A 12,757-nucleotide genomic window follows, 5' to 3' on the forward strand; every position below is an offset into this window, starting at 1 on the left:
TCCCTTCGGGCGTGGCTACATGAGGAACATGCGGATCAGGGCGGGGAAGGCGAAGAAGCACAGGAGGACCATGGAGAGCAGGGTCAGGGGCACGGCCATGCTCTCGGTGGCGGCGTTCGCGCGGGCCTGTTCGGCGGCGGCCAGCTCTCCGGCGAGGCTCTCGGAGCGGGCGCGCAGCGTGTCGTAGATGGCGGCGCCGTCGCGCCCGGAGATGCTGACGATGTCGGCGATGTCCTCGGCGGCGGTGACGCCGGTGTCCCGCCCGAAGGCGCGCAGGCCCTCCCACGGTGGTTCGCGGTCCAGGCGGGCGCGCAGCAGGGCCTGCTGGATACGCTGGAAGACCCAGCCGTCGGCGACGTCGGCGGGGCGCTCCAGGGAGTCGGCGGCGCCGGCGTCGGAGGCGCGCTCCATGGCGACGAGCTCCATGTAGGCGACGACGGCGGTGGTTGCCTCCTCCCGGGCGCGTTTGGCCTTGTCGCGCAGCGCGAGGTCGGGGACGAACCAGCCCGCGGCCGCGATGGCGGGCCCGGTGAGCGCGGGCAGGGTGAAGCCGATGCCCCAGCCGCCGAGGACGAGGATGGCGGTCAGCAGGGAGGGCAGCAGCAGCCCGCCAGCGGCCATCGTCGCCTTCGCGGCGACGAAGTTGCCGACGGACTGGCCGGTCAGGTCGAGGTCGCGCAGCGGCAGGCGTAGCACACCGGCGAACCGTACGGCGGCGGTGGCGCCGGCCCGTTCCCACCACGGCACGCTCTCTGCAGGGGCGTCCTGCGCGTGTTGGGCGGGGGCGGCGTCGATGGCCTCCAGCACCGCGCCTAGGTCGGGCGGGGCCGGGACGAGCTCGCGCAGCAGCAGGGCCAGGCCCGCGCCGAGCAGGGCGCCGGCGATGAGGGCGAAGGGGCTCACCGGGCCACCGTCCGGGGCCTGGTGGCGTGTGGCGCCGCTCCGGCGGTGTGCTCGCCGTCCTCCAGGAAGCCCGGCTGCGGCGGCGTGCCACCGAGCCGGTGCATCCACGCGAACAGGCCGACCACGGCGGCGAGCAGCAGCAACAGGACGATCATCCCCGGGAAGGTGTTGTAGGGCGCGAGGTACTCCCGGTTGAACGAGAACCCGGCGATGACCACGACGGTGATACAGCAGATCCAGCGCGCCGTGGTGCGGGACTTGGCGCGGTCGGCCTCGACGTCGCGCCGCCGGCGCACCACGTCGGCGGTGCGCCGGCCCAGGTCGGACAGCACCTGCGCCAGGCCCGGGCCGCGGTCCTTGATGCGCAGCGCGAGGGCGGTGGCGACCAGGTCGGCTTGCGGGTCGGCGAGCTCGCGGGCGAAGGCGCGCAGCGCGTCCTTCGGGTCCCAGCGGGCCTGCAGACGGGCCGCCAGGTCGGCGACCTCGCGGGCGATCGGTGCCGGGGCGGTGCGAAGCGAGGCGCCGATCGCCTCCTCGATGCCGATGCCCACCCGCACCAGGTCCCCCAGGCGCTTGGTCCACTGGGCGAGGGCGTCCAGGCGCTCGATCCGCTCCGTGGCCGTCTTGTTCGGGGCGAACAGCCACGGCAGGAAGAACACCGAGGCGGCGATCACCACGGCCGAGGGCAGCCAGCCGGTGACCAGCCACACCAGCACGAAGGAGCCTGCGGCGCAGGCGGCCTGGATCCGCAGGCGGCTCCGGGCCCTGGGCGGACGGGCGACGCGGGCGCGCCGGGGCCGGGGCGGCGCGGTCGTGCCGCGCAGGCCGGCCGTCAGCCCGGCCGCGCCCAGCAGCAGGCACATCCCGGCGAACGCGGCGATCAGGACGCCCATCAGATCACCGTGCTGACGGTGGCGAGCGGCTTGGCCCAGACGCCGGCGGTGGACAGCCACGCCGGGTCGAACCCGGCGGCCTCCAGCTCGTCCAGGCAGGCCGGCAGCACCCCGGTGGGCACCGCCCGCGGCTCGCCGCGCCGGGGCGCGAAGATCGTGTTGTAGGCGGGGTGGCCGCCGCGCTCGCCGATGCCGGTGACCTCCAGGACGTGCTGGACGAAGCGGTGCCGGCCGCCGCCGACCGCGGACTCGTCGACCATCCGGATGTGCACGACGAGGTCGAGCGCGTTCGCGGCCATCAGGTAGGCCAGCTCCTGGGTCATCCCGGAGCTGCCGTGCTCCAGGCACAGCTGCGCGATGCGGGCGAAGACGGCGTCCGGCCGGCGGACGTGGATCGTGCACAGCGATCCGCCCTCGCCGCCGGACATGGCCTGCAGCATCGGCACGATCTCCGCCGAGCGGACCTCGCCGACGATCATGCGGCGTAGGTTCATGCGCAGGGACGGGGCGATCAGGTCGGAGATGGTGATCCGCCCGACCTCCCGGCCGTCCGCGCCGCGCTCGCCGTTGCCCTCGCGGGCCTCCATCGGCACGACCTGGCGCAGGTGCCCGATCCGGTGCAGGTACAGCTCCGACTCGGTCTCGAAGGTGCCGATCCGCTCGTCCGGGTCGATCTCCCGTGCCAGCGCGAGCAGCATCGTCGTCTTCCCGACGCCCTGGGTGCCGGTGACCATGATGTTCTTTCCCGCGCGCATCGCCGCGCGCAGCAGCGCCAGCAGCGCGGTGTCGATCGTGCCGGAGCCGACCAGGTCCTCCAGGGTGATGTCGCGCACCCGCTGGCGGCGGATCGTCACGTACGGGCGCGGGGTGACCTGGGTCATCGCCTGCAGCCGGTAGCCGCCCTGAAGGGCGAGCGCCAGCATCGGGCTCGCCTTCGACAGGGAGCGCTCGCCCTGCCCGTGACGGCGCGCCAGCAGCTGCAGGAACTCGATCAGCTCCTCGTCGCTGTCGGCGACCGGATCCACCCTGCGCCGAGGGCGCCCGGCCCAGTCCGCCCACACGTCGTCGCAGCCGTTGATCATCAGGTTCTCCAGCTCCGGGTCGTCCAGGTAGGGCTGGATCCGTCCGAGGCGGAACTGGGCGTCGAACACCGCCTGCCCGAGCGAGCGCTCGTCGGCCGGGGTAGGGGAGACCTGACGGGCCGTCGCGTAGTCCGCCGCCCACCGAGCGACCAGGTCGCTGATCAGGGACCGGCCCAGCTGCTCGGCGTCCTCACCGGGCATCTCCGCGCCCCGGCTCTCCTTGTAGGCCTGAAACTCCGGGGCCAGGCGGTCGGCGAGCTCGCGCCGCAGCCCGCGCACCGTCGACCACTCCCAGCGCACCGCCCGGCCCCCGAGCACCGCAGCCGCCGGGCGTGCGGGCGCCGGTGCGACCGGGCCGGGCCGCACCGCCGCCGCGACGGTGCCCGGAGCCGGGACCGCGGGCGGCGCCGGGTAGGCGGCCGGGGCCGGGGGAACCGGTGCGGCCCACACCGGGGCCGCCCCCGGATCCGCCGACGCGCCCGCCGGCACCGTCCGCCCGGCGGCCGGGTCCGCCACGTACACGCTCGGGTAGAGCGGCCTGCCGCGCACCGCCACCTCAGACCACCTCCCCGACGGCCGGGGCGAGAAGCTGCTCCTGCCGCGCCCAGGCGAGCTGCTGCAGGCGCCGGCCCACCCCGGCGGCCTCCCGCAGCAGCGGCGAGCGCACGAAGCCTTTTCCGCCCTCGCCGCCGTGGGTCAGCACCCGGGCCGCCTGCGCGTCGAACGGCAGACGAGCCAGGACCGGCAGGCCCAGATGGGCCGTGATGTCCCGCTCCGCGTACGGCCCCTCGCCGACCAGCAGAATCCCGAGGTTCTGCGCGCCCCGGCCCCCTGCCAGCTCCCGCAGCGCCTCGATCCGCGGACGCGCCGCCACGATCGAGCGGAGTGTGCCGCGCACCACGACCGCGACCACGTCCGCTCCGGCCGCCAGCGCGGAAGCGCCCTGGGCCGCACCCGAGCGGCCAAGGTCCACCAGCACGTCGCAGCCCGCCCCCCGGTGCCACGCCCCGAACAGGGAGGCCAGGTGCGGCCAGACCTGCGCCATACCGGCGGCCTGTGCCGGGTGCCTGAGGCCCGGCAGAAGCAGTCGGTCCGCCGACATCTCGGGCACCGACAGGTTGATCAGCTGCTCCCACAGCCCGGCCTCCAGGCGGCCGAGCCGGTCAGCGACCTGGAGGTTGGCGAGCGAGTGCGGGCCGGGGACGCGGCCCTCCAGGTAGCCGGCGACGACCGAGCCGCCGTCGGGGTCGCATTCGGCGAGCAGCACCTTGCGTCCGGCCTGCAGCGGCCAGGTGAGCAGCAGGGCGAGCGCGCTGGTGGTCGCGCCGGGCCCGCTGCTCGCCCCGGCGAGGGCGATCACCGCCATGTCAGCTCCCCGCCGGCAGGACTAGGACCGCGACCTCGCCGCGGGCGCTCCACCGGGCGAGAGTCGCTCCGTCAGCCGCGGCCGCGGCGACGTCCACGACGATCCCCCCGGAGCTCGCGGGCGTGCCGACCCGCACGACGACGGCCGTCACGGGGGCCGCCGGGGCCTGCGAGGCCGTGGTGGCCGCAGAGTCCCTCGGGGCCTGTACCAGCTGCAGCTTCTGGCCGGGGGCGAGCGGGCTGGCCGGGATCCGCGAGGGCTCCAGCGCCACCGCGACCAGCTGCTGGCCGGGGCCGACCAGAGGGTCGGCGGTGACGGACTTCCCGGTCAGCAGGCTCCCGGCCGGCAGGGCGGAGACCGCGCGCTTACCGACCACGGTCTTGAGGTCCTGGGCCGCGACCGGTCTGAGGGCCGGGTCGGTGGCGATCTTCGCCTCCACGAGGTCGTCGGCGCTCAGCACAGCCCCGGCCGGAACGTCGCGGGCCAGCGCCAGGACCGGGGCGCGGTGGCCGGTCGCGGCGTAGAGGTAGGCACCGGACAGCGAACCGACGGCGATCAGCGCGACCGAGGCCGCGACCATCGCCGGACGGCGACGGCGTACCGGCAGCTGACGCACCGGCGGCGCGGCCGGCACGGAGACGGGGGGCTGCGCCGGGCGGGGGAGACGGGTGGTGGTCATGGTTTTTCCTCGGTGCTCAGGGCCTCAGGGCCTGACGACGGCCTGGGCCTCGGCGACGGCCACGTCGGTGGCGGAGGTGCGGGTGAGCGTCAGCTGTCCCTGCTGTCCCGCGCCGCTCCAGTCCACCTTCCACGTGGTCACGGCGCCGACGTGGAACTTCCCGCCGTCCTGCCGGGCGGAGGTAGAGGTGTAGGTGTGACCGCAGTCGGGGGAGGGGTGGGCGCCATAGGACGGGTCGTAGGGGGTGCCGGGGCCCCTGCAGGTGACGCCGTGCCCGTCGCCCATCGACCAGGCGATCTGCGTGGCATGCGCGGTGGCGGTCACGGTGACCGCACCAGCCGTGGCGGTGGCGGCGTTCGGCCCCCAGGCCGTCGGGGAGACCGCGGTCCACATCCACACCGGCATGCCCACCAGCCCGGTGGTCCCGGGGGCGGGCGCCATGCCGATCTGAGGGCCCGTGAGCAGCATCCTGTCGACGGCCTGCTGCGCGAGCGCGGCCAAGTCGACTCCGCCGCCGTAGCCGGGCGGCGGGTTCTGCAGCCACTGGTTGGGCCCGGAGGACATGCCGCCTCCGGCCTGCATACAGGCGACCGAGTAGACCGCGCCGTCGCCGGGCTTGTGTCCGGCCCAGGAGGGGTCCCCGGCCGGAGGCGGGGGTGACAGCTGTTGCCAGTAACAGCCGTCCGCGCTGTTGAACCAGCCAAGCTCGCTGTCGTGGCAGGGCCACACCATGCCGTTCCAGCTGCACGCAGGCTCGACGTCCGGGGCACTGGCGCTCGCGGGCTTGCCCGACGCGCCCGAGGTCGGCGTGGCTGGGCTCTGGGCGCGCACGCACACGTACGCGTCGTCGCAGGCGTCTGTGCCGACGTCGCCCGGGACGGCCGAGGCTGGGACGGCCCAGAAAGGCAGGAGCAGCGCGCCGAAGACTGCGGGCATGCGTCTGGTCAGCACGGCTGGTCCCGGTGCGAGGCGACATCGGCCATCTTCCAGTCCGCGCCGACGGTGCGGGCCGTGTAGACGACGATGTAGCGGAGGTGCGCGTTGGTGACCTCCAAGGGTGTGCCGTTGGCCTTGTTGACGGGCTTCCAGCTGCTGATGTCGAGGCAGTCGCGGATCGTCGCCGTTTGCGGTGAGGACGCGGTGTCGACCGACTCCACTACGGGCTGATGCGTCGGGGCTCCGGTGAGGATGATGCCCTGATCCCGCCGCTTCGAGAGGTCGATGTGGATGGTCCCCAGTGCCTTGTCCGTGGCGTACTTCTCGATGTCCGTGCCGCTGCTGCTGGCCTGGGCGTACGCCTTGACCTGCTCGGCCCAGTACGCCGTGTAAGCCGCGAGAACCTGGGCTTTGGCATCGGCTGTGGGATCTGCCGTAGTCGGCGGCGTCATTGTGGTGCTGGTGGAGGACGCGCTCGCCGGGGTGTTCGATGGTGGGGCTGCTGCCTTATCCGGCGCAGATCCGCATGCACTGAGCAGCATTGCTGCACACAGAAGCCCGGTAACCGCCGGGATCGCCCGGACGGCCGAGCGCATTGTTGAGTGATACATGTCATCCCCCGGGCGTTCATGGCTGAAAGTGGTTGTCCGTGCGGCGGTACGGGTGTTCCTGCGATCGGTGTAACTGGCCTGCGGCCCCTGAGTCACGCATCCGAACAGGAGCGACTGCGGCTGGTCGGCCGTAACCGCAACGTTCTTTGCGCACGTCTTTCCCCTGTCGTGCGTCTGCGTCGCATCGGCCACACTACGAGAGGACAAGCCTTATTCCTACGGTCACTTGGCGTGTCGTTTGTGCGATTCTCTGAACTCTTGTGGCAGATGTGACAGTTGATGTCCAGAGTGGCGGGATTGGACTCAACATCCTTTCGCTGCAGCTGTCTTGGTGGGGAAGTCGCGGTCGCGTTCACCGGGCGGTAGCGCTGGGATGGCTTCATGGTGCAGCCAGGCGTCGGTGGGATCATCCGACCCGAGGATCGGTGTGAAGATCGGGGCGAACGGTCCGACTCGTTGGAGCTGGTCGAGAGTTGTCGCACCGGCTCGCAGCGGTTGGGCCAGCAGCACCGGATTGCTCGCGGCGAGGCTCCGCAGGTCGGCGATGCGCCGCTCCAGGCGAGGCCGGGGGGCGCCGGTGAAGACGATCAGGAGTCGTGGAAAGACGGGGTAGCGGCTGCGCCAGGCCTGTGCGGATGGGCTGTTGGTACTGCGCCTCCGGGTGCTGGGGGTTCGGGCACCGCCCTGGGGCACGTACTTCTGGTAGCAGGCGTAGGCGTGGAGCTTGTGGGCGAGACGTGCGACGGTCATGGTGGCGCGGTCGATCTCGACGAAGAACGTCAGCAAGGTGCGCTTCCGGGCGTCGGTGTGGACGTAGCTGAGGACGGCGTCCGGTACGAGGGAGAGGTCCTCTCCGGGCCGGCTCTCCTCGCGGAAGTAGTGGGCGATCTCCGGTGACCAGTCGAGGGGGCCGCAGTCGTGGCCGAGCTTGCGGGCCCAGTGAGCGAAGCTGATGCCGGTCTCCACGGTGGCCAGGGTGTGTTCCTGGAGGGGGCCGGCGGCGGCTTCCGGGCTCATCCGGTACGGGCGGGAGGGGAGAAGACCGGCAGCCTCGACGGCCTGGGCGCCCTTGGCCGTGAGCCACCACAGCAGGCTCGTCTGTCCGTGGGCGCGCCGCCCGACCGCGTCCGCCAGGCCTGCCATGCGAAGCCGGTGAAGCTGGCGGCGCATGTACTCGGCTCGGGTGTGGTGCGGGGTCAGGAGGCGGTGCAACTGGTCGGTGGAAACCAGACGGTGCTGGTAGAGGACGGTCATGGCCTGCTGCGCGATCGCTCCGACGCCTAGGGCGACGGTGATGGGGTAGGGCATGCGTTGCTCCGGGCTAGTCGAGGATGGTGACCGGGTCGCCGTCACAGGGAAGGGCGGACGGCAGACCGAGGTGGTGGGCGAGAACGCTTCCGTCGAGGTCCTCAAGGGCGGTGAGGATGTCGTCGACGGTGCGGCGGCTCAGGTTGGCGTCGATGGCGCGGTCGAGATCGGGGATGCCGTCCGGGTTGTCGTAGTGGGCGTAGATCTCCTCAACGGGCAGACCACGCACTCGAAAGGGGGTGGTGCGCCGGCCGTCCAGGTTCATCGACATGACGTAGTGGTACTTCGGCAGCTCGGTGATGGTCTCGGGGGTGATGTGGCCGTTCCAGCGGCGGGCGACGAACGCGGCCTCGTCGAAGTCGGCGGCGCAGGTGGCCAGCAGGCTCTGGTTCTGCAGCAGCGCCTGCCGGGTGGTCGCGGACAGGCGCAGCGCCATCTGCGTCATCCCGGTGAAGCGGACCTCGTATTTGCGTAGTTGCTCGGCGATGGCGGCCAGGAATCCCTTGCTGGAGGCGTCCAGGGCGGTGAGCTCGTCGCCCCACGCCCAGAAGGTGGCGCGCTGCTCGCGCGGGGTGTCCTGGCGCGAGAGGCCCGCGCGGTGCAGGTCGTGGATGAGCAGGCACGAGACGAGGGCGTCGGACTCTGAGCCGGACGGGCAGACGAACACGATCCGGTTCTCGTCCATGGCCCGGCGCACGTCGTAGGCCGAGCGGGGGGAACCGAAGAACGCCTGCAGACTCCGGCTGGTGTCGAGGCGGTCGATGACGTAGGTGACGGTCGGCACCGCGTCTCTGGCCAGGGATGGGAACGTCTTCTCCCAGTAGGCCCGCACCCGGGGCGGCAACTTCGGCAGCAGCAGGGCGCGCCAGTCCTCGTCCGTCAGCCAGGTTCGCAGCTGGAACAGGGTGCACTGTGCCTCGGGGAAACCGTGTTCGACGGCTTGGAGGTTGAGCAGCGCCAGGGCCTGGGCGGCACGCGCGAGGATCGTGCGGGCGCGCGGCGCGTGGTCGCCCCAGTCCTGGGCTGCGGCGATGCCTTCCACGATCGAGCGCACGACCTCCTGGACGTCGCCGAGCGATCTGCCCTCCATCGACAGCGGGTTCCAGGAGACGACCATCTGGTCAGGCTCGGAGCGTGCCAGGTTGATCTCCCACACCCGGGGCGCGATGGGGGGATGCGCCAGGTACGGCTTCGCCCGTGCCCAGGCCTCGCCGTGCGGGTCGAGGAACCAGGTGCCGAAGCCCGCGTGCGCGAGCGCGATGCACTGCACCAGCGCCGACTCCGTTTTGCCGTGCCCCGACTTTCCGAGCATCAGCGCGAACAGCAGGTCATCGATCCGGGCCGCGCCGATGCGCTCCACGCCGTCCGGGTAGACCACCGCGCCCAGCGGCACCAGGTCGCGCTGCCCGGTGTACACGGGCAGGTCCGCCGGCGCCGGGGGCACCAGGCCGCCGGAGCGCACGACGCCGGCCGCGTGGCAGCGCGCGCTCGGAGGTTTCAGGAACCCGGCCAACTCCGGGACCGTCACCCACTGCCGACGGCTCGGCGCGAACTCTCCGCTGGCGAACCGCCGGTCGAACGCCGCCACCGACTGCCGGGTACGCGGCACCCTGGCCTTCAGATAGTTCTCACCGCCGGTGACCGCGAACGCGGCGAGCAGCTGGTGCATCCGCGCGAGCGCCGCCTGCGGGTGCGCCGCCCGGGTGCGCAGCAGCAGCTGCAGAGCGAACACCGCCGAACCAGGCTCGAACTTGCCCACCCCGTCGCGTACATCCGTCATCCGAAGCAGCCGCTGCCCAGTGCCACCGCGGCCGGATCCTCCGCTGGACCAGGCCGCCGAGAACGACTGAGCCAGTCCCGTGCCCCACAGCCCGCCGGTCAGCCGCTCCCCGTACGCCGACGGCCCCCGCCGCCTCGACTGCGCCAACAACCGGCGCCGCCGCCTCGCCAGGGCCTGCTCCGACACCGGAACCAGATCGATCACCACGTCGGCCTGCTCGCCCGTCCCGGCGAGCACCGAGGCCATGGCGGCGGCGACCTGCTGCAGCGGGTCCGGGGTCAGGCCCAGCGCCGCCAGCGGGCGGCGGTCGGCGAACGCCAGGACCAGCTCGGCCCGTTGCACGTACAGCCGCCCGCCACGCCCGGTGGCGTCCGGCTGGCTGCCGGAGGGCTTGGCGAGGCTGACCGTCGACACGCTCACCGTGCGTCCTTCGCCACGGCGAAGCGGACCGGGGTGATCGCGCTCCGGGCCCCGGCAACGCGGACCTCCACCCCGGCGAAGCCCGGCATCGCCAGCACCGCCGCCGCCTCGGCCGGCCCCTCCAGATAGCAGTGCATCCGCCCGCCCTCGGAGCTGTAGTGCAGTCGCACGGCCGAGCCACGCGCGGGAACGCTGCCGGCGGCGAGGTGGACGCGGGCCAGGTGGCGGCCGAAGCGGGCGACCTCCCCCTCGCTCGGGTCGAATGCGGTGGTGGGGATGACCTCGACCACCGACCGCCGAGCCAGTGCCGAACGGCACCGGCTCAGTCGGCGCCGCGCCGCCCAAATCCACGTTCCGCCGCCCGCAGTTACGGCGGCCGCCAGGTACGGGGTGGCCTGGGTGCCCCAATCGAGAGCGTCGGCAGCGATCACGACGCCCCCAGACGGGTCGTGCGGGGAACGGGACGGCGGCGCACGGCAACCTCCTGGCTCGCAACGGATATCTCGTCTGGACCAAGCCGCCCAGACCGCTCCGTCCGGACATCACCCGCCAGAGGTTTGCCAATCCGTTATATGGCGGCCGTTCGAAGCGGGTCAGCCGGCGAAGGCGAGGTAGCTGCCGAGGGTGAGGCGCCAGCGGCCGGGCAGGCGGGTGAAGCCGGTGATCATCCAGCCCGTCAAGGCGAGGGTCAGGGCGGTCTGGGCAGCGGGTAGCACGGATCCGTGCATGGGTGGGAATCTCCGTGGCGGGAGAGCGAAGGCGGTGGCGGCACACCCCCGCAAGGGGGTGCCGCGGGGGTCAGCGCTCGGGCTTGGGCGGGCGCTGCATCAGCGCGCCGGCGGCCTCGGCCAGGGTGACCTTCTCGTGGAGCAGAGCGGAGACGACTTCGGTGATCGGCATCTCGACGCCGTGGGCGTGGGCCAGGGCGAGGATCGCCTCCGCGCTCTTGACGCCTTCGGTGGTCTGCCGGGTGGCGGCCGCGGCCTGCTCGATGCTCAGGCCATGGCCGAGGTGGGTGCCGAAGGTGCGGTTGCGGGAGAGCGGGGAGGCGCAGGTCGCGACCAGGTCGCCGACGCCGGACAGGCCGGCAAGGGTGGTCGGGTCGGCGCCCATGGCGGCGGCGAGGCGGGTGGCCTCGGCCAGGCCTCGTGTGATGAGCATGGCCGTGGAGTTGTTGCCCAGGCCCATGCCTGAGGCGATGCCGACGGCCAGGGCGATGACGTTCTTCACCGCGCCGCCGAGCTCGCAGCCGATCACGTCGGTGGACGTGTAGGGCCGGAAGTAGGGGGTGTGGCAGGCCCGCTGGAAGCGGTGTGCCGCGTCTTCGTCGGGGCAGGCGACGGTCGCGGCGGCGGGCTGGCCCGCCATGATCTCGGCCGCCAGGTTCGGGCCGGACAGCACCGCGACCCGGTCCGCGCCGACGCCGGTCACCTCGGTGATGACCTCGCTCGCCCGCAGCCCGGTGCCGACCTCGATGCCCTTCATCAGCGACACGACCACCGTGTCCGGACCGATGTGCGGCGTCCATAGGGCGAGGCTCTCGCGCAGGGACTGCGCGGGGATGGACAGCACCAGGAAGTCCGCGCCTTCCAGCGCGGCGCCCGGGTCGGTCGTGGCCGTCACGGAGGAGGTCAGTTCGACGTCGGGGAAGTAGCCGGGGTTGCGGTGCGTGGTGTTGATCGCGTGGGCGATCTTGTCGCGCCGGGCGTGCAGGACGACGTCGGCGCCGGCGTCGGCCAGCACCTTGGCCATGGCGGTGCCCCAGGACCCGGCCGAGAACACCGCCGCACGGACGGGACGTTGCTCGTGCACTGGGGGATCCTCTCGCCGGACACGGGCCCGCTGCCGGGCGCGGGCATCCTATCGGCCACGACCGATCCGTCCGCTCCGTCCCAAACGTCCCCGCTGTGCCGCAGGGTCAGCAGGACGGCCCGGCGCCCGCGCAACGCGGGCAGTACTCGGTGCCCCTCGCGGAGCATCGTCTCGGCCGGGTCCTGGCCCAGCTCGCGGCGTAGCTCGTCGGCGCGCTCGATCCACAGTCAGTAGAGGTGCTCCCACATTGCGGGCTCACCGGGCCGCTCGTCGAGGTGCTCCTGGACGAGTTCGGCGGCGTCGATCTGGGCGTGCCAGGGCGGGTGTGCGCTGTGGCGCGTCGCTCGGGTGATCACCAGGTGCCCGCCCGGGCCAGGACGCGGCCGAGCTCGCGCAGCGCCACCGCGCGGTCGCCGGCGCCGCCGAGGATCTGGACGACGGCTTCGATGACGACCTGGAGGAGCCGGACGGCTTCCGGCTCGGGGGCTGGTAGCGGGGCCGGACGGCCCGGGGGCCTGCGCAGCTATGCCAGTCCTTGCTCGCGGGCGATCCAGCAGGCCGCAGTGATGCGCCAGTGGAGTTCGGGGCCGGTGCGTTCCTGGAGCCCCTCGGGCAGGTGCAGGTCCGCCATCGCGTCCTTGAGGATCTGGTCCGCGCGGACCAGCGTATGGATGTAGAGCGTGAGCGTGGGCAACGTCACCTCGCCGAACGCGGCGGTGACGGTGTCGGTCACGTCCTTGGCATAGAACTCCAGCAGCTGCTGACCACGGTGCCCTTGCGCCAGGATGTCCGCGATGTTGTCGCCGGCCGCGTTGTTGAGCCAGTCCGGGATGGTCGGCCACGATCTCCCGCTCATGCTCCGAGTCTCGCTGGGGTCTCGGCCGTCTGCTCGTCGTACTCGTGCAGCATCCGCATGGCGGTGGCGGGTGAGGGGTGAGGCAAAGCCGCCCTGGGTCCGGCCCTGGCC

14 protein-coding genes are annotated in these 12,757 nt (G+C 72.7%); all 14 read right to left on the reverse strand.

From position 1 onward, the window contains the following. Nucleotides 1–15: 15 nt before the first annotated feature. The 14 genes from ACFVSN_RS30440 to ACFVSN_RS30505 all read right to left on the reverse strand — a co-directional run bounded on the left by ACFVSN_RS30440 (nt 16) and on the right by ACFVSN_RS30505 (nt 12,646). Nucleotides 16–903, reverse strand: a complete 888-nt coding sequence (locus tag ACFVSN_RS30440; protein WP_387594146.1) for a hypothetical protein — start codon at nt 901–903, stop codon at nt 16–18. Further along, entirely contained in the window at nt 900–1,796 is an 897-nt protein-coding gene (locus ACFVSN_RS30445; RefSeq protein ID WP_387594148.1) for a type II secretion system F family protein, read from the reverse strand. Before ACFVSN_RS30445 ends, ACFVSN_RS30440 begins: the two co-directional genes overlap by 4 nt. Continuing rightward, nucleotides 1,796–3,433 carry a CpaF family protein gene (locus ACFVSN_RS30450; RefSeq protein WP_387594150.1) on the reverse strand — a complete coding sequence of 546 codons (1,638 nt, stop codon included), beginning with the start codon at nt 3,431–3,433 and terminating at the stop codon, nt 1,796–1,798. Before ACFVSN_RS30450 ends, ACFVSN_RS30445 begins: the two co-directional genes overlap by 1 nt. 1 nt (nt 3,434) lies before the next feature. Then, complete coding sequence (locus ACFVSN_RS30455) at nt 3,435–4,244, reverse strand: hypothetical protein (RefSeq protein ID WP_387594152.1); 810 nt, start codon at nt 4,242–4,244, stop codon at nt 3,435–3,437. Between the two features lies 1 nt (nt 4,245). Then, entirely contained in the window at nt 4,246–4,923 is a 678-nt protein-coding gene (locus ACFVSN_RS30460; RefSeq protein WP_387594154.1) for an SAF domain-containing protein, read from the reverse strand. A gap of 24 nt (nt 4,924–4,947) precedes the next feature. Continuing rightward, nucleotides 4,948–5,874, reverse strand: coding sequence for an ATP/GTP-binding protein (locus ACFVSN_RS30465; protein WP_387594156.1), 927 nt, complete (start codon nt 5,872–5,874; stop codon nt 4,948–4,950). Then, nucleotides 5,868–6,662 carry a hypothetical protein gene (locus tag ACFVSN_RS30470; RefSeq protein ID WP_387594158.1) on the reverse strand — a complete coding sequence of 265 codons (795 nt, stop codon included), beginning with the start codon at nt 6,660–6,662 and terminating at the stop codon, nt 5,868–5,870. Before ACFVSN_RS30470 ends, ACFVSN_RS30465 begins: the two co-directional genes overlap by 7 nt. A gap of 111 nt (nt 6,663–6,773) precedes the next feature. Further along, a complete protein-coding gene (locus tag ACFVSN_RS30475) occupies nt 6,774–7,778 on the reverse strand; it encodes a replication-relaxation family protein (protein WP_387594160.1) in 1,005 nt (334 codons plus the stop codon). Nucleotides 7,779–7,791: 13 nt separating this feature from the next. After that, nucleotides 7,792–9,978: an ATP/GTP-binding protein gene (locus ACFVSN_RS30480; protein ID WP_387594162.1), complete on the reverse strand. Its 2,187-nt coding sequence runs from the start codon at nt 9,976–9,978 to the stop codon at nt 7,792–7,794. Beyond that, nucleotides 9,975–10,268: a hypothetical protein gene (locus ACFVSN_RS30485; protein ID WP_387956931.1), complete on the reverse strand. Its 294-nt coding sequence runs from the start codon at nt 10,266–10,268 to the stop codon at nt 9,975–9,977. The genes ACFVSN_RS30480 and ACFVSN_RS30485 overlap by 4 nt, the downstream gene beginning before the upstream one ends. Before the next feature lie 303 nt (nt 10,269–10,571). Continuing rightward, nucleotides 10,572–10,706 (reverse strand): hypothetical protein, encoded by a 135-nt coding sequence (locus tag ACFVSN_RS30490; protein WP_387594165.1) that lies wholly within the window; start codon nt 10,704–10,706, stop codon nt 10,572–10,574. A gap of 70 nt (nt 10,707–10,776) precedes the next feature. Then, entirely contained in the window at nt 10,777–11,790 is a 1,014-nt protein-coding gene (locus ACFVSN_RS30495) for an NAD(P)H-dependent glycerol-3-phosphate dehydrogenase (protein WP_387594167.1), read from the reverse strand. A 227-nt stretch (nt 11,791–12,017) separates the two neighbouring features. Continuing rightward, nucleotides 12,018–12,146 carry a hypothetical protein gene (locus tag ACFVSN_RS30500; protein ID WP_387594169.1) on the reverse strand — a complete coding sequence of 43 codons (129 nt, stop codon included), beginning with the start codon at nt 12,144–12,146 and terminating at the stop codon, nt 12,018–12,020. A gap of 167 nt (nt 12,147–12,313) precedes the next feature. Beyond that, entirely contained in the window at nt 12,314–12,646 is a 333-nt protein-coding gene (locus tag ACFVSN_RS30505; protein ID WP_387594170.1) for a hypothetical protein, read from the reverse strand. Nucleotides 12,647–12,757 lie beyond the last annotated feature (111 nt).

This window comes from Kitasatospora sp. NPDC057904, assembly GCF_042887925.1.
Lineage (GTDB): Bacteria > Actinomycetota > Actinomycetes > Streptomycetales > Streptomycetaceae > Kitasatospora.